The 21,675-nt window shown below is 72.8% G+C and carries 13 protein-coding genes; 3 read left to right on the top strand and 10 right to left on the bottom strand.

The genetic code is table 11. The annotated features are described in order from the left end of the window. Positions 1-3 precede the first annotated feature (3 nt). On the bottom strand, positions 4-348 hold the full coding sequence (locus Ato02nite_RS27720; RefSeq protein ID WP_213009563.1) for an ArsR/SmtB family transcription factor: 345 nt from the start codon (positions 346-348) through the stop codon (positions 4-6). Between the two features lie 218 nt (positions 349-566). On the opposite strand from Ato02nite_RS27720, the gene Ato02nite_RS27715 reads away from it, so the two are divergent. Further along, positions 567-1,133, top strand: a complete 567-nt coding sequence (locus tag Ato02nite_RS27715; protein ID WP_213009562.1) for an NADPH-dependent FMN reductase — start codon at positions 567-569, stop codon at positions 1,131-1,133. Positions 1,134-1,155: 22 nt separating this feature from the next. Here Ato02nite_RS27715 and Ato02nite_RS27710 read toward each other — a convergent pair whose 3' ends face one another. The 5 genes from Ato02nite_RS27710 to Ato02nite_RS27690 all read right to left on the bottom strand — a co-directional run bounded on the left by Ato02nite_RS27710 (position 1,156) and on the right by Ato02nite_RS27690 (position 9,720). Further along, positions 1,156-2,025, bottom strand: a complete 870-nt coding sequence (locus Ato02nite_RS27710) for an alpha/beta fold hydrolase (RefSeq protein WP_213009561.1) — start codon at positions 2,023-2,025, stop codon at positions 1,156-1,158. Between the two features lie 145 nt (positions 2,026-2,170). Next, a complete protein-coding gene (locus tag Ato02nite_RS27705) occupies positions 2,171-5,167 on the bottom strand; it encodes an FtsX-like permease family protein (RefSeq protein WP_213009560.1) in 2,997 nt (998 codons plus the stop codon). Next, positions 5,164-8,121, bottom strand: a complete 2,958-nt coding sequence (locus Ato02nite_RS27700; RefSeq protein ID WP_213009559.1) for an ABC transporter permease — start codon at positions 8,119-8,121, stop codon at positions 5,164-5,166. The genes Ato02nite_RS27705 and Ato02nite_RS27700 overlap by 4 nt, the downstream gene beginning before the upstream one ends. Before the next feature lie 28 nt (positions 8,122-8,149). Then, positions 8,150-9,310 (bottom strand): RNA polymerase sigma factor, encoded by a 1,161-nt coding sequence (locus Ato02nite_RS27695; RefSeq protein WP_213009558.1) that lies wholly within the window; start codon positions 9,308-9,310, stop codon positions 8,150-8,152. Further along, on the bottom strand, positions 9,307-9,720 hold the full coding sequence (locus tag Ato02nite_RS27690) for a YciI family protein (protein ID WP_213009557.1): 414 nt from the start codon (positions 9,718-9,720) through the stop codon (positions 9,307-9,309). The genes Ato02nite_RS27695 and Ato02nite_RS27690 overlap by 4 nt, the downstream gene beginning before the upstream one ends. Positions 9,721-9,779: 59 nt before the next feature. On the opposite strand from Ato02nite_RS27690, the gene Ato02nite_RS27685 reads away from it, so the two are divergent. Continuing rightward, positions 9,780-10,694 (top strand): TIGR03560 family F420-dependent LLM class oxidoreductase, encoded by a 915-nt coding sequence (locus tag Ato02nite_RS27685; RefSeq protein WP_246607466.1) that lies wholly within the window; start codon positions 9,780-9,782, stop codon positions 10,692-10,694. Here the strand turns inward: Ato02nite_RS27685 and Ato02nite_RS27680 are convergent. Further along, complete coding sequence (locus tag Ato02nite_RS27680; RefSeq protein ID WP_213009556.1) at positions 10,669-13,590, bottom strand: ATP-binding protein; 2,922 nt, start codon at positions 13,588-13,590, stop codon at positions 10,669-10,671. The genes Ato02nite_RS27685 and Ato02nite_RS27680 overlap by 26 nt on opposite strands. Positions 13,591-13,721: 131 nt before the next feature. Here Ato02nite_RS27680 and Ato02nite_RS27675 point away from each other — a divergent pair, with 131 nt between their 5' ends. Beyond that, on the top strand, positions 13,722-15,155 hold the full coding sequence (locus tag Ato02nite_RS27675; protein WP_213009555.1) for a gamma-aminobutyraldehyde dehydrogenase: 1,434 nt from the start codon (positions 13,722-13,724) through the stop codon (positions 15,153-15,155). Positions 15,156-15,209: 54 nt separating this feature from the next. On the opposite strand, the gene Ato02nite_RS27670 is transcribed toward Ato02nite_RS27675, so the two are convergent. The 3 genes from Ato02nite_RS27670 to Ato02nite_RS27660 all read right to left on the bottom strand — a co-directional run bounded on the left by Ato02nite_RS27670 (position 15,210) and on the right by Ato02nite_RS27660 (position 21,585). Further along, positions 15,210-19,730: a caspase, EACC1-associated type gene (locus Ato02nite_RS27670; protein WP_213009554.1), complete on the bottom strand. Its 4,521-nt coding sequence runs from the start codon at positions 19,728-19,730 to the stop codon at positions 15,210-15,212. Beyond that, complete coding sequence (locus Ato02nite_RS27665; protein WP_213009553.1) at positions 19,727-20,155, bottom strand: effector-associated constant component EACC1; 429 nt, start codon at positions 20,153-20,155, stop codon at positions 19,727-19,729. The genes Ato02nite_RS27670 and Ato02nite_RS27665 overlap by 4 nt, the downstream gene beginning before the upstream one ends. Positions 20,156-20,379: 224 nt before the next feature. After that, positions 20,380-21,585, bottom strand: a complete 1,206-nt coding sequence (locus Ato02nite_RS27660) for a saccharopine dehydrogenase family protein (protein ID WP_213009552.1) — start codon at positions 21,583-21,585, stop codon at positions 20,380-20,382. Between the last annotated feature and the right edge of the window lie 90 nt (positions 21,586-21,675).

The following is a 21,675-nucleotide window of genomic DNA, read 5'->3' as shown; positions in this document are numbered from 1 at the left end:
GGGTCAGTTCCCCTCATCGGCAAGGCGTCGTTGGCGTTTGCCACGGGCCACCTCGGTGGCCATGGCGGCGAGGTGCGGCGTCCAGAACCGGCGGAACCGGCCCAGCCAGGCGTCGGCCTCGCGCAGTGCGGTGTCGTCGACCGCGTAGAGGCGGCGGGCGCCGTCGGGGCGCACGGTGGCGAAGCCGTTCTCGCGCAGCACCTTCAGGTGTTGCGAGACGGCCGGCTGGGAGATGCCGAACTCGGCCCGGATGACCTCGGTGACCTCGCCGGAGGACTGCTCGCCGTCGGCGAGCAGCTCCAGGATGCGCCGGCGGACGGGGTCGCCGAGGACGTCGAACGCGTGCACGGGCCGTACACTATCAGACTTTGCTTATATAAGTCAGTACCTAAATGTGGAGACGAGACTCGTCAGCTCGGCCGACATCCGGGCCAGCTCGGCCGTGGCCTCCTCCGACTCCCGTGCGCCCTGACACCTGATGACCCCTCCGCCCCCAGGGGCCCCACCGGCACCCGGGTAGGGTTGTTGCTTGCGTCAACAACTTCTTCGAGGAACGGAACCGCCCGGTGAGTGATCTGAATCTGCTGGTCGTAGTCGCAAGCACCCGGCCCGGCCGCAACGGCCTGCCCGTGTCGCAGTGGTTCGTCGATGCCGCGAAGGCCCACGGCGGTTTCCAGGTGACCGTGGCCGACCTGGCCGAGGAGAACCTGCCGCTGATGGACGAGCCGCACCACCCGCGCCTGTCGAACTACCAGCACGACCACACCAAGCGCTGGGCCGAGAAGGTCGCCGCCGCCGACGCGTTCGTCTTCGTGATCCCCGAGTACAACTTCGGGCTGAGCGCGCCGCTGAAGAACGCGCTCGACTACCTGCACAACGAGTGGCGCTACAAGGCCGCCAGCGTCGTCAGCTACGGCGGCGTCTCGGCCGGCACCCGCTCCGCGGTGGCCGTGCACGGCGTCACCTACGCCCTGAACATCTTCATGATCGCCCAGGCGGTGAACATCCCGTTCGTGACGAACCAGATCGTCGACGGCAAGTTCGACCCCAGCGAGACCACCGAACAGGCCGCCCAGGCGATGCTCACCGAGTTGGCCAAGGTGGCCGAGGCCCTGAAGCCGCTGCGCGGCTGATGCGAAGGCCCCCCGCCGCGTCTCAGGCGCGGCGGGCGTTGGCCACGACCGCGTCGACGATCTGCCCCCAGAGCTGAACCGGCAGGTCATGCCCCATCCCCGGGAGGACGAGAAGCTCGGCCCCCGGAACGGCCGCCGCCGTGGCCTCCCCGCCGTCGACCGGAATCAGCGGATCGTCGGCGCCATGGATCACCAGCGTGGGCGCGGTGACCTCGCGCAGTCCCGGCGTCCGGTCCGGCGACGCGATGATCGCCGCGTACTGCCGGAGCGTCCCCTGCGGCCGGTATCCCCGGTCGTACTTGGCGGCGGCCCGCCGTTCGAGCTCGGCCTGCGGAGCCGGATAACCGGGCGACCCGACGACCCGGGCCCCCGCCACCGCGTTGGCGACCGCCTCCGCCCGATCCGCGGCCGGCGGCCGGATCAGCACCGCGGCCGCCGCGTCGGTAGGGCGCCCCACCCCGCGCGCCCCCGTGGTCGACATGATCGACGTCAGGCTGGCAACCATCTCCGGATGATCGAGCGTGAGCTGCTGCGCGACCATCCCACCCATCGAGGCCCCCACGACGTGCGCCCGCGCGATCCCGAGCTCCTTGAGCAGCCCGGCGGCGTCCGCGGCCAGGTCGGAGAGAAGGTAGGCCACGGTGGACCGGTCCCCCGCCAGAATTCCCGGCACGTCCGGGAGCCCGACCTCGTCGAACCCCGAGGACAGCCCCGAATCCCGGTTGTCGAACAGCACGACGTAGAAGCCGCGCGAGGCAAGCTGCTCGACAAACCCCGCAGGCCAGTCGATCAGCTGCGCACCGAGCCCCATCACGAGGAGCAGCGCGGGATCCCCCGGAGAACCGACGGTCTCATACCAGATGTCGACCCCGTTGGCGCGAACCTCAGCCACGGCAACTCCCCTCTAGACCAACACGCGAGCCCATCCTTCCCCACCACCTTCACGTTTCCCAGGCTCCCGAAACCCCACCCACCGTGCTAAGAGCCGATCTCCGCAGCGCGTGGCCGGGGTATGGGGCGGAGCCCCGAAGAGACCCTCACCGAACAGCCCGAAGAGTCCGCCGCCCGGCCAGCACGGCAACCCCCGCAAGCACGACAAACACCCCACCACCGGCAACAGCCAGCGTCCAGACCCGAGGAAACGACGGCAACGGCAGAGCCGGCGGATCAAGCCCGGCAAGCGGCAACGCCCACCCCGTCAACCACCACCCGAGAAGCGCGATAGCCATCCCCGCCACAACCGCGGCCCCCACCAGCACGGGATAGGTCCAGAGAGTGGCCCGGCGAACGGCCACCCGAGCCAACCCTTGCCCCCGCAGCGCCGTGAGATCCTCCACGCGCCGCCCCCGATCAACGGCCGCCGCCAGGATCAACGCACCAGCGGCAAGCGCCACCGCCAGCCCAGCGACGATCACATAGAACCACAGGGCGAGCGCCGGCCCTTGCCGATCCAGCCGAGCACGGACCTGCCCGGCCCCGGTATCCGAGATGACCACCAATCCCCGCCCCCGCAACCGATCCAGGACATCGGCCGGCGCCGACGAGGACAGCCACACCTGGGCGGAGGAAACGGGCATGGAATCGGTGGCGGCCCGGTCGGCATAGTCCAGATCAGCCAGAACAGCCGGCAACCCGAGCCCGGGAACAGCCGGAATCCGGGCCACCGCGGCGACCGGCAGGGCACGACCGTCGAAGCCCGGCACCGAGGGCTGGGCCACGTCTCCGGCAACAGCCACCGGCAACGGCAACGGAACATCAGCGGGCTGGACGAACAGGCCGCTGGAAATGCCGTTCAGCGAGGTGACCGCGACCTGCAGCCCCGCACCACCGGCGGACAGCCGGCCGCCGACGGTGACCCGCCACCCGGACGCCGAGGCGAACAGACCCGGCGACACCCCCGTCATGGCGTGCACGGTGATCTGCCCGGTCAGGTCGAGCGACCCTTGCCGCCCACCGATCTGCAGTGCCTTCAACCGGCACCCCGACGCACAGGCCGCCGCCGCGAAGGCGTAGGCGTGCCGCCCCGGCCGGAGCTCCCCGAGTTCGACCGTGCTGTCGGCCGGCCCGCCGACCGGCGCCAGCACCACGGTGGCCAGCAGCGGCTTGCCGACGGTGAGTCCGGTGCTGGTCATGTCGAGGCTGAGCCGTGAGCCGCGCAGAATCACCGGCTCGCCGGTCGCCGGGCGCAGGGCGCGCAGGTCGGGCGGGTGGCCACCCCACGCGGCGACCGAGTCCAGCCCGGCGGTGTCGACGGCGAGGACGGGCGGCTGGCCCTTGGTGGCGGGCAACCGGACGGCGGCCATCGCGAACGTCCCGGACGGGTCGACGCCCCGGACCGCCGCGAGGAGGCCCTGCCGGCTGAGCGGCCCCACCGCGACCACCCGGGCGGCCCCGGTGCCGAGGCCGGCCTGGACCTCCCGGCCACGAGCTCCGACGTCGACGGCGCAGGTCGCATATCCCACCACCGCGACCGACGCGGTGAGCAGCGCGAACAGCCGGGTCCCGCCGGGCCGCCGGGACAGTTGGAAGGCGGCGACAGCGGCGGCGAGCCGGCCGTCGCGGAGCTGACGGCGGGCGAAGACGGTGGCCCAGGGCAGCAGAAGCCGGGCAGCGATCAGGGCCGCGGCGACCAGAACCAGCCCGGTGGCTAGCGTGCCGACCCCGTCCAGCCCGCCGTCGCTGACGAAGAGCTGAAAAACGGCGACGGCGGCCAGCAGAACGACGACCGCCTCGGCCGCGATGGCGGAGGCGGCACGCTGGGCCGGTGGCACTCGCCGGAGCAGTTCGGCGACCGGCCGGCCGAGCTGCCGGCGCTCGGCGAGCAGGGCGGTGACCACCGCGGCGGCCGCGGCGAACGGCGCCCACCGCAGGGCGGCCGGTCCGGGGTCGGCGCCGAGTCCGGGAAACCGCCAGGCGGCGAACGCGTCGACCAGCAGTTGCCCGGCGACGCACCCCAACCCGGTGCCGAGCAGGATGGCGACCAGGTTCTCGCCGGTGGCGAGCCACCACCGCTGGCCCCACCGTGCGCCCCGGAGTGCGACGACGGCGAGTTCGGGGCGGCGGCCTTCGGTGCCGTACCCGACGGCCAGGAAGATGGTGAGGCAGGCGAGCAGCACCAGGCAGACGGCCAGGACCGGCACGATGCGGTGGGCGGCCGACCGCTCGTCGTCGATCCGCGCGAGCAGCGCCGGGATCCCGGTGTCGACCTCGATGCCGGCGCCGAGGGCGGTGGCCCGGGCCTGGACGCGGGCGAGCCCCTCGCGCACGGCCGGCAGCCGGTCGACGGTGAGCGCGCCGGGTGCGGCACCGCCGTCCAGGCTGAGTTCGATGGCGCCGTGGTCCATGGCCCCGACCGAGGCGTACGTGACGAAGGCCGGCTCGCCGGCCCGCCCGCCGGTGTCGGGGCCGAAGTAGTTGTGCCGTCCCCAGTAGGCGTCGGCCGGGTCGCCCGGTTCGTAGATGCCGGTGATCAGGAAGCGTTTCGGAGCGCCGTCCGGGATGAAGGCCGCGACCGCCGGGTCGGAGTTGTAGAACGCGTACGTCAGCGTCAGCGTGGAACCGGGGGTGAGCTTCGCGCGCGCCGCCGTCTCCGGACCGATCATGATGTCGGACTCGCCGAGGACGCAGCGCCCGGCGATCATCCGGAGGTGGGCGCAGACGTCCTGGCGGTAGACGAACCGGGTGCGGATCTTGTCGGTGGGTTCGATGCCGAGCGTGGCGTACTCGGCGGCGTAGACGTAGTCGAAGCCGGGGATGCCCGCGAGTGACGATCCGGTCTCGGTGAGTTTGACGTCGGCCTTCACCGCGTCCGGGTTGGCCTTGCCGGGCCGCGGGTCGTGCTGCCGGGCGATCAGGGTGAGGCTGCGGGAGCCGGCGTCGGCGGTGCTGACCTGCTCGTCGGCGACGGCCCGGTCGGCGGCCCGCAGGTAGGCGGGTGCGGCCACGGCCGCGGCGACGCCGAACATGGTGAGCAGGGCGAGGGTGATGGCCTGGCCGCGGCGGGTCCACACCATGGCGAGGACGAGGGCGATCACCGGGCACCTCGGCGCAGGCCGCGCACGGACAGCCAGCCGGCGATCCCGAAGACGACGAGCCCGATGCCGGCGGCGGCGGCGAGCACCGGCCCGCCGAGGACGCCGGGCGGCGGTATCACCCGCCATCCGTCGGGGAACGGCGGCGCGGTGACGGCGGCGACCGGCCGGGCGATCAGGGCGGCGAGCAGCCCGGCGGCGACGCCGGTGACGACGAGGGCGGCGGTGCCCGCGTAGCCGGCGGTGAGGGCCCGGCCCGGGTCGAGGCCCTGGGTGCGCAGGGCGCGGAGCATGGCCAGTTGCGGTTCGCGTTCGGCGGCGGCGACCACACCGATCATCGCGGCCGCGACGACCAGCGCCAGGCCGGCCGCGAACAGGCCGAACGACGAGGTGATCACCCGGCCTTCGGCGGCGAGGGCGGTGCCCCGGGCCGCGGCGGTCCGATCGGAGAGTACGGCGAGCCCGTTGTCGCGCAGCGCGTCGACCAGCGACGCCGGGGCACCGTCGGCCAGCCAGACCTGGAAGGTTCCGCCGAGGTCGGCGTCCCCGGCCACCCGGCGGGCGGCGTCGAGGTCGGTGAGCATTCCGTCCCGCCCGAGCACCGGGAGCACCGCAGCGGTGGCGACGACCCGGACCGGGGTGGTGACCCCGCCGAAGCGCCCGGACATGGCGTCGTCGAACCGCCACCGGTCGGGCCGTCCGCCGGCGAGGACGATCGGCACCGGCAGCGGAGCGTCGACCGCGTAGACCTCGGTGCCCTCGTTGCCGGCGGCCCGCAGCGCGAGGCCACCCGCCGACGTGGAGAGCCGGGCCACGGTTCCGGTGAATCCGGCCCGCCAGCGGCCGACGTCGGCGACCGCGGTGGTGTCCAGCACCGTCGCGGCCGGGGACCGCTGCCCGACCGAGCGGATGGTCAACCCGCCGCCGGCCGGGAAGAGCTGCCACCCGACCAGGCGGCAACCGGGAGCGACAGCGCACGACGGCACGGCGACGGTCGCGGTCTGCGCTCCGGCCCGCAGTCCCCGCAGCTCCACCCGGAACCCGTCCCCGGTCCCCTCGTGCTGCAGGATCGCTCCGAGCAGCGCCGGCCCGCGGGCGTCCCGGACCAGGTCGACGGCGAGCGTCGAACCGGTGATCAGTGGCGCCGCGGACGGCAGCCGGGCCGCCGCGACGGCCGAGGCCAGCGCCTCCACCGGACCGTAGGCGGGCCGCCACCGGGCCACCGCGGCCAGCCGCGAGCTGTCGACCGCGAGCACCGGTGGCGCGGCGGCGGTGTCGACGACCACGGCCATCGCCTGTTTCCCGCCCGGGTCGGCCCGCCGGACGGCGTACTCGAGGGCGGTCCGCGACGCCGCGCGGACGGTGAGGACCCGGGCCGCGCCGAGTTCGACGTCGGCGCGTGCGGCGCGCTCCGCCCGCCCGGCGGCCAGGCCGCCGGTGGTCAGCGCGAGCAGGGCGACGGCCACGACGAGCAGGGCGAAGACCCGGTCGGTGCCGGGCTGCCGGGACACCTGTACGGCGGTGAGCCCCAGCCGCAGCCGTCCCGCCCGCACCGCCGCCCCGCCGATCCGGTCGGCGACCCAGCGCAGGAACCGGGCCAGCAGCAGCCCGACCGCGAGCGCGACCAGCCCGGGCGCCGCGACGCCGAGCCCGCTCTCCGGCCCGCCGGTGCGCGCCTGGTAGACCGCACCGGCGGCGAGCAGGACGAAGAACACGTCGACGAACCGGGACCGCCAGTCCCGCCGCGCCCCGGAGACCCGCTGCAGCAGCGCGACCACCGGGGCCCGCTGGGCGATCCCGTCCACCCCGGTGAGCACGAGCAACCCGATCAGCTCGACGACCAGGATCGCCGCCACCGAGACGAGCAGGGCGAGCCACCACTCGGCGCGCACCGGAAGGTCCCCGGCGATCAGCCACGCGGCGGCGATCCCGACCGGCAGCCCGGCCACCGCGCCGACGACGAGCGGCACGACGTGCTGGCCGGCGGCGAGCCGCAGCAGCCCGCCCCCGGTGGCGCCGCGCAGCTTGAGCAGCCCGGCGTCGGCCCGCCGGTCCCGCCCGGTGAGCCGGCCGGCCAGCCCGAGCGCGAACCAGGCCAGGATCAGCACCTGGGCGAGCGCCACCAGAACCCCGACGATGACGGTACGACGGTCGGCCAGCACCGCGTCGAACAGCTCGCCGGTCGGGTTGTCCAGGTCGAGCTGGGCGGAGGCGAACCGGGGTTCGGCCGCGTTGAGCACCCCGTTGAGGTCGTAGTTGTTGTCGCCGCGCAGCAGCTCGAGCGGCACCGGCACCGCGACGGCGAGGGTGGGCCGGTCGAGCTGCGGTTCCCGGAACGTCTCCAGGGTGGCGAACGCCGGGTCGAGGTCGCCCTGCGCCCGGAACAGCGGATCGGTCCAGTAGCGGCCGTCCGCGCCGGTGACCGCGTACACCCCGGAGACGCTCAGGCGCAGCGTGCCGAGGGAGCCGTCCGGGCGTACCTCAAAGGTGTCTCCGGTCTGGAGACCCACGCGTTGCGCGACGTCCGCGCTGATCGCGACCGCGCCCGGGGCGGACGGGCAGGCGCCGGTGATCCGCACGTGCGCGCAGAAATCGTCGCGGTAGGCAACCGGCATGCCGGACCGCGCCGACCCGTGCAGCCGGTCGGTGTAGAAGGTGTCCTGGGCCAGGCCGAGGATCGGGGTGGTGCCGGGCAGCGGCAGCAGGCCCCGGGTGGTGGCGGCGAGCCGGTCGAGGGCCCGCCGCGGGTCGCCGTTCGTCGCCACCTGCTGGTGCACGGTGATCACCTGCTGCTCGGCGGGCCGGGCGGTGACCTCGGCGCCGGCCGCGCGGGCGGCGACGGTCAGGCCGTACCAGGTGCCGGCGGTGGCGGCAGCCGCGGCGAGCGCGGCCAGCAGGGTGAGCAGGGCGGCCTGGGTCGTCCGGCGCCGCACCGCGCCCCAGCTCCCGAAGTACATCCCGGCCCGCTCTCCCCGTTTCGCCGGCTCAGCGCCGCAATCGCGCGGCCCGCATGGTCAGGTACCGCCGCTCGGGCAGGCTGCTGGTTCGGGCCGCCGCGGCAGCGTACAGCCGCGCGGCCGTCGATGGATCTCCCGCCTGTTCGTGCAGATGGGCGCGGACCGCATCGAGGCGGTGGTTCCCGGCGAGCTGATCGCCGAGATCATCCAGCAGGGCGAGGCCGGCGGCCGGGCCGTCGGACATCGCCACGGCCACCGCACGGTTGAGCGATACGACCGGGTTGCCGGTGACCCGCGCGAGAAGTCCGTAAAGGGCGGCGATCTGCGGCCAGTCGGTGGTCTCGAAGGTCGGCGCCCGGCAGTGCAGCGCCGCGATCGCCGCCTGCAGCTGATATTCGCCGACCGTCCCGGTCCCGGCCACGGCATCGAATATGCCGATCCCCTCCACGATCAAATTCCGGTTCCAGAGGGCACGGTCCTGCTCCTCCAGCGGAATCAGGTCACCGTCCACCGACGTACGGGCCGGGCGGCGCGCGTCGGTGAGCAGCATCAGCGCGAGCAGAGCGGCACTCTCCGCGTCGACGTGACTGATCCGGCGAGCCAGCCGGATGGCCTCGGCGGACAGCTCGACCCGGTGCAGCGTCCGGCCGGCGCTGACGGCGTACCCCTCATTGAAGATCAGGTAGAGCACCCGGCGGAGGGAGGTGAGGTCGGTGGACGGCCCGAAGGGCCGGCCACGCAGTTTCTGTTTGGCCCGGCTGATCCGCTGGGCCATGGTCGCCTCCGGCACCAGGAAGGCCGCCGCGATCTCCGCGGTGGTGAGCCCGCCCGCGGCCCGCAGGGTGAGCGCGACCTGCGACGACGGCGGCAGATCGGGATGGCAGCACATCATCAGCACGGCGAGGGTGTCGTCGGCCGGGTAGGCGTCGACCGGCCGGTCCAGCCGGGACACCAGTTCCTCGCGCCGGCGCCGGGCCTGCTCGCCGCGGATCGCGTCGATCAGCTTGCGCGAGGCGGTCTGCAGCAGCCAGCCGCGCGGATTGTCCGGCACGCCGTCGACCGGCCAGTGCAGGTGCGCGGCGAGCAGCGCCTCCTGCACCGCGTCCTCGGCGTCGTCGAACGAACCGCACCGCCGCGCGAGCACCCCCAGCACCGCCGGGGCGTGCTCGCGCAACAGGTCGGCGATCACCGGCCGGTCATGGCCTCGAAGTCGGTGCCGTCCATCACCCGGCGGACCGTGACCGGCTGGCGCAGCGGCACCCCGCCCGGCCCCGGCACCGCTGAGACGAGGGCGGCGATCTCGATCGCCCGGGCCTCCGACTCGACCTCGACGATCTGGTAGCCGGCCAGGATCTCCTTCGATTCGGCGAACGGCCCGTCCGTCACCACCGGCGCCGAGGTGCCGTCGGAGATCACCTCGCGGGCCGACCGCGGCTCGGTCAGCGCCTCGCCCCCGACCAGCTCGCCGCTGTCGCGCAGCGCGGCGTTCAGCACGTCGTAGTAGTTCATGTGCGCCTTGATCTCCTCCGGGCGCCACTGGTCCATCGGTGTGTCGTCGTCGCCCGGCCGGTAGTCGACGATGAGCAGGTAGCGCGGCATGGAAACCTCCTTGAGCGGATCTTCTACCTCAGGGACGAAGCCGATCTACCCCGCTCGACATGATCACGTGGATTAAGTTCGCCGGTATGAGTGTGCGCTTCGGGGTATTCGTGCCGCAGGGCTGGAAGATGGACCTGGTCGAGATCGCCGACCCGGTCGAGCAGTACGAGGCGATGACGGCGGTGGCGAAACTCGCCGACGCCGGCCCGTGGGACTCGATCTGGCTCTACGACCACTTCCACACCGTGCCCGAGCCGACGATCAACTCGGTCTTCGAGGTCTGGACGGCGACCGCCACCCTGGCCCGGGACACGTCGCGGGTCAACATCGGCCAGATGGTCGGCTGCAACGGCTACCGGCAGCCCTCGCTGTACGCCAAGATCGCGTCGACCGTCGACGTGGCCAGTCACGGCCGGCTGTACGCCGGGCTCGGCGCCGGCTGGTACGAGCACGAGTGGAAGGCGTACGGCTACGAGTGGGCCGACGTGCCGCAGCGGATGGCCGCCTTCCGCGAGGCGGTCGAGATCGTGCACCGGATGTGGACCGAGGAACGCCCGGTCTTCACCGGCCGGCACTACCGCATCGACGCCCCGATCAACCAGCCGATGCGCCGCCCGAAGCTGTGGCTGGGTGGCGGCGGCGAGAAGGTGACGCTCAAGCTGGTCGCGCAGTACGCCGACGGCTCCAACGTCGGCAACGGCAACCCGGAGATCATCCGGCAGAAGCTGGGTGTGCTGCGTGAGCACTGCGACCGCCTGGGCCGTTCCTATGACGCGATCGCCAAGTCGACCACCGTCGAGGTCGACCTGTCCTGGTCGACGTCGCAGGCCATCGCCAAGGTCGAGCAGGTGCTGGAGGCCGGCGCCGACTACGTGATCTTCTACATCCCGCGGGTGGCCTACGACCACGAGCCGCTGCGGCGCTTCGCCGAGGAGGTCGTGCCCCGGTTCACAACGCCGGCAGCGACACCGTGAACGTGCAGCCCGTCCCCGCGGCGGGTTGAGCCGTCAGGGTGCCGCCGTGGGCGTCCACGATGGCCTTGGTGATGGCCAGGCCCAGGCCGGTGCCCTTGATGCCCTGCTGCACCGCGTTGCTGGCCCGGAAGAACCGGTCGAACAGGTGCGGGTACTGGTCGGCCGGGATGCCGATGCCGGTGTCGGACACCTCGATCACCACGTCGCCGTCGCCGGTGCCGGCTCGTTCGGGCGGCTGGTGCCGGGCCGTCACGGTGACCCCGCCGCCGGCCGGCGTGTACTTGATCGCGTTGGCGACGAGGTTGTCGAGGACCTGCCGCAACCGCACCGGGTCGGCCTGCACCAGCAGCTCCCGCGGTGCCGTCACCTCGATGGTCAGGCCCTTCGCCTCGGCGGCGGGCCGCAGCGTCTGCACCACGTCGCGGATCAGCCGGGTGGCCGACAGCGGCTTCCGTTCCAGGTGCAGCTGACCGGCCTCGAGGCGGGCCATGTCGAGCAGGTCGTCGACGAGGACCTGCATGTGGGCGCTGCGCCGGTCGATCACCTCGGTCAGGTGGCGCTGGTCCCCGGTGAGCTCCGGATCGTCGAGCAGCGCCTCGGTGTAGCTGCGGATCGCACCGAGCGGGTTCCGCAGTTCGTGACTGACCAGCGCGACCAGCTCGTCCTTGAGCCGGTCGACCCGGCGCAGCTTCTCGTTCTGCGACCGCTGGTCGGTCAGCAACCGCTCGCGCTGCTCGGCGAGCACGTGCCGGTCGGTGACGTTGGTGCTGATCCCGTCGACGAGCAGCCGGCCGTTCTCCCGCCGCGGCATCGCCCGGGTCCAGACCCACCGGGTCACCCCGTCCGCGCCGAGCATCCGCACCTCGTTCTCGGCCGGCCGGCCGGCCCGCACCTCGGCGACGAACAGGTCGTAGGCGGCCTGGTCGTCCGGATGGATCCGGCCCTCCATGGCGGCCGCCATGTCCGACTGGACGGCCAGTCGCTCGCCGAACACGCCGCTGCCGTCCGGGCTGGCGTAGACCGAGCCGATGGTCCGGTCCGGCCGCACCTCGACCGTCCACACGTAGTCGTTGACCTGCTCGATCACCCGGTCGAAGTCGCGCCGGGCGGCGGCCAGCGCGAGGGCCAGGTCCTCGGTGCGGCGCCGCTCGAGGTAGCGGCCCAGCTGAGCGCCGATCAGCTCGAGCAGGTCGGTGACGTCCGCGTCGTACTCCTCGACGGCCACGCTGAACAGCAGCAGCACGCCCAGCACCCGGTCACCCGACCGGACCGGCACCCCGAGGGCGCTGTGCAGGCCGGCCGCCCGGATCTGCTCGGCCCGGCTCATCAGTCGCGGATCGTCGGCGACCTCGGCCGAGAACAGTTCGGCCTCGTCGGCCCAGATGTGCCCGGCCAGGCCGACGCCCCGCCGGACACCGAACGGGCGGCCGTCGGTGACGGCACTGAGGTCATACGCCGGATCGGTCCACTGCCCGACCCGGTTGATCACCCCGGCGTCGTCGTCGGCCTGCCAGAACTCGCCGTACACCCAGCCGAGCGCCCGGGTCACCGCGGCCACCGTACGGTCGGCCGCCTCCTCGGCGCTGGTGGCGTCGGCGAGAGCGCGGGCCACCGCGTACCGGACGTCCCGGGAGCGCTCGGCGATCCGCTGGTCGGTGATGTCGTGCATGGCGACCACCGCGCCCAGCCGGCGACCGTCGGTGGTCTCGATCGGGCGGGCGTTGACGTGGAAATGGTGCGGGACGCCGCCGCGCGGGGCGACCACGAGGTGCTGCCGGTCGACCTGCTCCCCGTTGAACGCCCGGATCAGCGGCAACTCCCCGGCCTCCAGCGGGGTGACCTCGTCCGGACCGTAGAGGTCGTACTCCTCGGGCCAGTCACCGAACGACACCGGCCGGGCGTCCGCGCCGTGGATCTCCCGCATCGCATGGTTGAACAGGGTCAGCCGGCCGTCCGAGTCGCAGGCGCCGACGCCCACGTCGAGGCTGTCCAGCAGCGCCTGCAGGAAGGTGCGCTCGTGTTCCAGCTGGCGCCGGTCGGCGACCCGGCCGCTGATGTCGTGCAGGAACGCGTGGTAGCTGTCCTCCTCGACCTGCAGGGTCATCTCGATCGGGAACTCGTCGCCGGCGCGGTTGCGGGCGGACAACTCGATCCGGTGGCCGGCCAACCGGGACCGGCCGCCCCCGTGCAACCGGGCCAGCCCGGCCGAGTGCGCGGCCCGGAACCGGGCCGGGATGATCAGGCCGGCGACCTGGCTGCCGAGGGCCTCCGCGGCGGAGTAGCCGAACAGCTTCTCGGCGGCGGCGTTCCAGGCCAGCACGTTCCCGGCGCCGTCCACCGACACGTACGCGTCCTGGCAGGCGTCGAGGACACCCTGCAGCCGGCGGGCGGCGGCCGCGTGCACCCGGGCCTCGGCCCGCATGGCGATCTCCGCCTCCGCGGTGGCCGCGAGGTCCTCCACCAGCAGCAGGTCCCGCGGTTCCCAGTCCCGCGGCTCGTCGTGCAGCACGCAGAACGCGCCGAGCGGGTGACCGTCGAGACTGCGGATCGGGAAACCGGCGTACGCGACCACGCCGTCCCCGATCGCCGGGTGCCCGGCCACCCGGTCGTCCGCGCGCGCGTCGGTGACCAGCAGCGGGGCGTCGGTGTCGACGACCATCCGGCAGTACGTGTGGGCGACCGGCGAGCCGGCCGAACCGACCACCACCCGCCGGTCGGCGGTCACCAGCGACACCTGGGCCCGGGTGGTGCGCAACTGGTGGGCGGCGGCCCGGGCGAGCCGGTCCAGCGATGCGCTGGAGGCACCCTCGAGCAGCCCGCTGTCACGCATCCGGCGCAGACGCGCCGCATCGCTCAGCCGGCCGTCCGCACCCGTCGTGCCCGCGGTGGACCCCACTCCCTCCAAGTTCGGCCCGCCCCGCCGAAGGCTGAGCGGGTAAACGGAAGTCGTCGCTTCAACCTCTTGTCAGCTTCGGAATCAGTGGAAAGATGGGCCGGAAAGTGTCCGATCCTGCTCCTGGAGATCTCGTGACCGCCAAGACCGTGCTGCACAACTTCATCGGTGGCGCCCCGGCCGCGCCCGCCGAGGGCCGATACGAGGACCTCATCGACCCGGCCACCGGCGAGGTCTTCGCCTCCGCACCGGTTTCCGGCAAACCGGATGTGGACCGGGCTTTCACCGCCGCGTCGGAGGCGTTCGAGAAATGGCGTAACACGACGCCGAGCGAGCGGCAGCAGGCGCTGCTGAAGTTCGCCGACGCGATCGAGGCGCGCACCGACGAACTGGTCGCCGCCGAGTCGCAGAACACCGGCAAGCCGCTCGGGCTGACCAGGAGCGAGGAACTGCCGCCCGCGATCGACCAGATCCGGTTCTTCGCCGGCGCGGCCCGGCTGCTCGAGGGCCGCTCCGCGGGCCAGTACCTGAACGGTTTCGAGTCCTACGTCCGGCGCGAGCCGGTCGGCGTGTGCGCGCAGGTCACCCCGTGGAACTACCCGCTGATGATGGCCGTGTGGAAGATCGCGCCGGCGCTCGCGGCCGGCAACACGGTGGTCCTCAAGCCGTCCGACACCACCCCGGTCACCTCGGTGCTGCTCGCCGAGATCGCCGCCGAGTTCCTCCCGGCGGGCGTGTTCAACGTCGTCATCGGCGACCGCGACACCGGCCGCCAGCTGGTCAGCCACCCGACGCCGCAGATGGTGTCGATCACCGGCAGCGTGCGGGCCGGCATGGAGGTCGCCCAGGCTGCCTCCGCCGACCTCAAGCGCACCCACCTCGAGCTGGGCGGCAAGGCGCCGGTCGTGGTCTTCGACGACGCGGACATCGCGGCGGCGGCCGAGGCCATCGCAGTCGGCGGCTATTTCAACGCCGGCCAGGACTGCACCGCCGCCACCCGGGTGCTGGTCTCCCCGCGGGCGTACTCCGACTTCGTGGCCGCCCTCGCCGAGCAGGCCAAGGGCACCCGGACCGGCGCCGCCGACGACGAGGACGTGCTGTACGGGCCGCTGAACAACGCCCGCCAGCTCGACCGGGTCAAGGGCTTCGTCGACCGCCTGCCCGACCACGCCTCCCTCGACGCCGGCGGCGCCCGGGTCGGCGACCGCGGCTACTTCTACTCCCCCACCGTCATCTCCGGGCTGCGCCAGAACGACGAGGTCGTCCAGGACGAGATCTTCGGCCCGGTGATCACCGTCCAGCAGTTCAGCGACGAGGACGAGGCGGTCCGCTGGGCCAACGGGGTGGAATACGGGCTGGCGTCGAGTGTCTGGACCAAGGACCACGGCCGGGCCATGCGGATGACGCAGCGCCTGGACTTCGGCTGCGTCTGGGTCAACTGCCACATCCCGCTGGTCGCGGAGATGCCGCACGGCGGATTCAAGCACTCCGGCCACGGCAAGGACCTTTCGGTGTACGGGCTTGAGGACTACACCCGCATCAAGCACGTCATGCACTCGCTCGACTGATCTCACCGTCAGGTGCGGAAGCCCGGGCCCGAGGGGGGTCCGGGCCTCCGTTCGTCAGCAGGGCGGTTCGTAGGGCACTCCCGGCACGTACGTCCGCCACTCAGCGGGCGAGATCGGGTCACCGGCCGACGCGCACACCCGGGCGATGACCTCCTCCGGGTCGGTCGACCAGAAGTCGACGCCATCGCTTCCCCGCACCGCCAGCAGCTTGCCGTTCGGACTGAACGCCAGCCCGTTCGGGCTCGTGTTGACCTCCATGCTCGCGTTCAGCCGGGTGGTGCGGGGGTCGCTGATGTCGTAGAGATCAACTATCCCGTCACCGCTGCTCTCGCCGCCCTGCAAGGCGAGGAGTTTGCCGTCCGGGCTGACCGCGAGGTCCGTGTTCACGAAGTTCCGGCGGCCGCCCAGGAGCATCGGTTCGCCGAGCCGCCCGTCATCGCCGACCGGGAAGATACGGACGTACCGGCTGTTGTCGCCGATCACCAGGTAACGGCCGTCCCCGGTCAGCTGGCCGTTGGCCAGGAGGCTGTCGGCCGTGACCGGACGCGACCCGAGCGGCCGAGGGTTGACCGGATCGCTGATGTCCCAGGCCAGGACCTCGTTGTCGCTGAAGCTGTACAGGTAGGGACCGACCGTGGAGAACGCGAACTGGAAGGCCAGCGTCGGCAGGTTGACCAACAGTTTCGGCGTAGCCGGATCACTGAGGTCGAACAGGCGCATCGACGACGGGCGGCCGTCGTCGCGGTGCGAGACGTCGGCCACTGCGAGCAACCGTCCGTTGCCGCCGCCGAACGTGATGCCCATGGCGCCGGACGTGAAGTCCTTCAGCGTCGCCAGCGGCTTGACGACCGTGGTGTATTTGGCCGCGGTCAGCTCGCTGGTGGCGACGATGTCGACCAGGGCCTGGTTGCCGTCGGTGCGAGGGACCGCGAACAGGGAGCCGTCCGGGCTGAACGCCGTCGATGCGTCGATGCCCTCGCCGTCCTCGGTGGACATGTTGTCGCCGTGGGAGGGGAAGTCGCGCACCGGCACCGGGCTGCGGGTCTGGGTGATGTCCCAGACCCGGGTGCCGATGTCGGAGCTGGTGTCGGCCACCAGCTTCGGGCCCTGCGGGTTGAAGGTCACCCCGTTGAGCAGGCCGGCCTTCAGCAGCGGCGTCGATCCGGTCGCGCCCGGACGGAACGCGTCGGCGAGGTCCCAGAGCAGCACGCCCGCGTCGGTCGGGGTCGCCACCACCGGATAATCCGGCTCCGAAGACTTGAGGATCACCGCCGCGCCGAGGCTGTGGGTGGTGCCGGCCGGTGTCTTGCTGGCGAACCACAGCCCGTCGGAGAGCTTCCGCCAGACACAGAGGTCACCGTTTCCGCCACCGACGACGTAGCCGAGCCGGTCGTCGTCCCGGTCCTGGCTGTAGACCAGCGAGCTGACGTTCGAGCACGTGTTGCCGTAGGGACGATCCCAGTTCCGGTCGTCGGTGACCGCCGACACCTTCCGGGGATCGCCGACGTCCCAGAGGCGCGGATACTCGTCGCTTTTCGTGCCGGCCACGGTCAGCAGGTACCGGCCCGTCTTGTCGAACGCGACGCGGTGCATGAAGACGCGAGGCTTCAAGAGCCAGTCGGCCGGCGACGTGGACTCGGCCCGCTTCGCCAGCTCCGGCACGGCCCACAGCCGGGACTTCTTGTCGAGGCCGGAGCTGGCCAGCAACCGGCCGGACGGCGCGAAGGCCAGCGAGTCCACCATGCCCTGGTGCGCGTCGATGGTCCCGGCGGCGCTGGGCTGCCCGGGCCGGGTCACATCCCAGAGCCGGATGCGGCCGTTGTGCCCGGCCGCCGTCAGGGTCCTGCCGTCGGCGGTGAGCGCCACGGCGGTGATGCTGGTGTCCCCCGTCTCCAGCACGGCGAGCGACACCGGGTGCGCCGGGTCGGCCAGCCCGTAGAGCCGGACCCGCGGCCGGGGCAGATCACGCATGTCCTCGGTGTTGGCCTCGGGCGAATCGGGGCCGACCCCGACCGCCAGCAGCCGCCCGTCGGTGCTGAGAGCGACCGGCCCGTTCAGCTCGCCGTCGCCGAACTCGCTGATCACCGCCGCCGACCGGGGGTCGCGCAGCACGAGCGTGTCGCCGGTCGAGACGGCCACGAACGCGCCGTCGCCCGACTGCGCCAGGTCGTAGGCGACCCGGCCCGCGTTGAGCGTGCCGGTACTGGCCAGGCTGGCGAGGACCGGACCGGTTCCGGTGGCCGGGTCGATCTTGTAGGACAGCACACTCAACTGCTTGGCCAGGTTGGGCTGCCGATCGCGCAGTTGGTCGGCCTCGGCGGCGAGCAGGCGGGACAGCGCGAGGTCCCGCTGGTCGGCCGCCCGCCTCTGGAACACCACCGCGGTGATCGCCGCCGCCACCGCCACCACCAGCAGGGTCGCGAGCACCGAGATCACCGACCGGCGTACCCGATCGGACCGGCGCTGCGCCGACCCTGACGCCGCGAGGAACGCGGTCGCCTCCGGCCCGAGTTCGGCGGCCGCCTCCGCCGCTCCGCCCAACCGGGCACCGCGGTAGAGAAGGCCAGAGTCACGGCCGTTCTCCGCCCACGTCCGTGCGTCCGCCGTGACTCGCTGGCCGGTCCGCAGCCGTTCCCGGTCCTCCTCGATCCAGTCCCGCAGCCGCGGCCACGAGCGCAGCAGCGCCTCGTGGCTGAGCCGCACCGACGTACTGTCCCGGGTGACCAGCCGGTCGCGGGTGAAGCGTTCCAGCGCGCGTTCGCCCGCCGCCGGATCGTCGAGGCCGCGCAGCAGGTCGTCGAGCGGCACCGGCCGAATCGTCTCGGGTCCGTCGCCGACGACCCGTACCAGCCGCGGCAGCATCCGGCGCAGCGCCCCGGCCGCCGCCTCGTCCTCGGCGAGACTCGCCCACGCGGCCTCGGCGGTGGCGCCGATCGCGTCCACCCCGCCGGCCCGGCTGTAGCCGCCCAGGGTGAGCCGGTTCTCCTCGCGTTGCTGCCAGGTCGCCCACAACGCGTGCGACAGCAGCGGCAGCCGGTCCTGCTCGCCGAGATCGCGCAGGATCAGGCCGGCCAGACCGTCCTCCACCCGCAACCCGGCCGCCGCGGCCGGGCCCTCGATGGCCGCGCGCATCTCGCCGGGGGTCATCGCGGTGATCAGCGTCTGGTGGTGGCGCAGCGCGTCGGTGAGCTCGGGTCGCTCGGCCGCCCGGCCGTAGAAGTCGGCGCGCAGCGCCAGCACCACCACGTGCCGCTCGGCGAGTGCCCGGACCGCGCCGAGGAAGGACGTGCGTTCCTCGGCCGATTCGCAGAGCGTGAAGACCTGTTCCAGCTGGTCGACGATCAGAACCAGCCGGCTCGCGCCATGTTCCGTGCAGGCGGCCGCAGCGAGGTCCACCACCTGGGCCGGCTGCACCGGAGCCGCCCATTCGCTGTCCGCCGGCATGTTTGCCCGCTGCTCTTTTCCGGCCTCGGCGTCGAGTCGGATGACCAGTTGGGCCATCGGGTGCTCGCCCGGGGTCATCAGCAGCACCGGCCAGCCCGGCGAACCGGCCAGCTCGGGTGTCCCCGCCGCCAGCATCGGCCGCAGACCCGCGTTGAGCAGCGACGTCTTTCCCGCGCCGGAGGCCGCGACGAGCATCGACGGCGAGCGCTTCGCGGCCGCGCCCGCCACCCCGGCGACGAGGCCGGCAACCGTGTCGTCGCGACCGAAGTAGCGGTCGGCGTCCTTCGGCCGGAACGCGTCCAGCCCCAGGTAGGGGCATTCCCCGGCGGCCGGCGGGATCCGCTGCTCCGGCCCGGCCGGCCGGTGGGCGCGGTTGACGGCCAGCACGAACGAGCCGGACTCGTCCCCGGACCGGCTCGTGGGCTTGGCCGTACCCGCGGTCTCGGCCGCCGCGGCGAGACGGTCGTAGACCGTATTCAGCGTGAGCACCGGCCCGGTCCGGGCGTCGCCCTCCTCCAGCAGGCGCACGAATCGCCCGCTGAACGTGGTCAGCGCCTCCTCCGCCGGCGCCTCGGCCAGCCGCTCCGCGGAGGCCAGCAGGAAGGTGCCGGACGCCGCCGCCGGGCTGAACCCCGGCAACGCCGGCCGGGCCGCATCGGAGAGTTCCGCCCGGGCCGAGTAGCAGCAGTCGAGGATCACGATGCGGGTCTTCGCCCGGCTGCCGGCGAGCGTGTCGGCGAGCTCCTGGAACGGCAGCGCCTGGCGGTGCGGCCGGGGCGCGGTCACCACGTCGGTGGCGCACGCCGCGAGGTACAGCCGGTTGCGCGGCCCGATCAGTCCGTGGCCGACGTAGTAGATCAGCAGCACCGACTCGGCCGCCTCCGCGGCTTCCGCCACCAGCGCGGACATCGCGTCCACGTCCGGCGGGTCGACGACCACCCGCACCTGTTCCGGGTCGGCCCCGCCGGCCGCGATCAGGGCGGCACCGACCGCCTCGGCACTGCGCCTCGCCGCCGGCACCGGCGTGAGGGTGGGCCCGGCGTGACTGGCCGTGCCGATCACCAGGATCCGCACCCCCGGCCCGGACAGACCCGTCCTGGGTTTCGGGTCGGCGTCGGCAGCGTCGGTCATTTCCGGGCGGGATCAGGACCGGCCGATGGCCCTTCCTCGGTGTCGGGGCCGGTGCGGCGCTCCGCCTCGCCGAGCAACGCCACGATCCGGTTCAGCTCGGCCGACAGGGCCGGCGTGTTGAGGTCCCGCACGCGCTTGGCATCCAGGGTGATCGTCGTGCCGTCGGGCCGTGTCACGATGACCGACACCTGCCCGCGCCGCCCGCGCACCCAGGTCACGAGGGCCGCGCCGAGCGCCGCCGCCGTGCTGCCCGGCCCGATCGCGACCAGCAACGCCTCGAGAACCGGCCCCAGCGTGCCCGGCAGCGGCGGTGCGTGCCGCGCCGTCACCCGGCCGCGCAGCTCCGGATCACCGGCCAGCCACTCGTCCAGCGCCACTAGCTCGTCAGGATCGGCCGCCCCCGCCACAACGATCTGAACGTCCACGCAACTCCCCTCGCTGCCCCGGACTCTACCGTCCACTATCGACCGGGCCTATCGGCCCGCGAGGCGGACGAACAGGTCGTGGGCCGCGTCCACCTCGGCCGGATCCTCGCCCGCGAGCAGGTCGATCCGGGAGTGGTAGAGCAGCATGCGGTGGCTGGTGTCGACGCCGGCCGCGATCCCCCGCAGGCTGCTTCGCGCGCCAGGCCGCCGCGGTCCGCTGGTTCCTACTGCTCGCGCATCTCCCAGGGGGAGCCGTACTCGACCAGCTTGTCGAGGAACGGCTGCGGGTCGAAGGCCTCGGGGCCCAGGACGCCGGTGCCGTGCCACTTGCCGGAGGCCAGGAGCTCCAGGGCGATGACCGGGTTGACCGCGGTCTGCCAGACGACGGCCTGGGCGCCGTACTCGCGCATCGACCAGTCGTTGTCCACCAGGTGGTAGAGGTAGACCTCGCGGGGCTTGAAGTCCTTGCCGAGGCCCCGCACCACGGTGCCGGCGCAGGTCTTGCCGGTCATCTTGTCGCCCAGGGTGGCCGGGTCGGGCAGCACCGCGGCCACCACGTCGCGCGGGGACACCCGCGCGGCGCCGACCTGCACCGGCTCGGTGCGGTCCAGGCCCAGTTTGTGCAGGGTGCGGAGCACCTCGATGAACTCGCGGCCCAGGCCGTACTTGAAGGTGACCCGGCCGGCGTCCACCCAGCGCGGGATGAGGAGCACCTCCTCGTGCTCCACGTGCACGCACTCGACCGGGCCGATGCCGCCGGGGAAGTCGAAGATCTCCGGCTCGCTCAGCGGCTCGGTGGTGAACCAGCCGCGGCCCTTCTCGTAGATGACCGGCGGGTTCAGGCACTCCTCGATCGTGGTCCACACCGAGAACGACGGGGCGAACTCGTAGCCGGCCACCTCGAGGTTGCCGCCGTCCCGGATGCCCACCTCGTCGATGCGGCTGAACAGGTGATCGGCGGCGTACCTGGCGAAGATGTCGGAAAGGCCGGGCTCGACGCCGATGCCCACCAGGGCCAGTCGGCCGGCCGCCGCCCAGGCGGGCGCGGCGGCGAACTGCTCGTCGCCCAGCTTCACCCCGGTCCGCTGGAACGGGTCGTCGGGGTGCGGGTGGGACAGCGACATGGCCATGTCGAGGTAGTCGGCGCCGGCGGCCCGGGCGCCTTCGAATACCGGCATGACGAAGCGGGGGTCGACGGCGTTGAGCACGTGGGTGATGTCGTGGGCGCGGCAGAGCGCGGCCACCGCCTCGGCGTTCGAGGCGTCGATCTGCGCCGCCACGAACCGCTCGTCGCCGACGGTGTCGATGACGCGGGTGGCGCGGGCGAGGTCGTAGTCGGCGACCACGAGGCGGGTGAAGAAATCGCGGCGGCAGGCTATGCCGGCTGCGGCGGATCCGACACCGCCCGCACCGACAACCAGGACGCGCATGGGGAACACACCTTTCGGGTGATAAACGGTCTTCTGATCACTGAAACCGTGTCCCAAGAGCCTCTACACCACTGAAACCCTTGTCAAGAG

This window comes from Paractinoplanes toevensis, assembly GCF_018332695.1.
GTDB classification, from domain to species: domain Bacteria; phylum Actinomycetota; class Actinomycetes; order Mycobacteriales; family Micromonosporaceae; genus Actinoplanes; species Actinoplanes toevensis.
The sequence above is the reverse complement of the archived record's forward strand: the minus strand, read 5'-3'. Positions and strand labels throughout refer to the sequence as shown.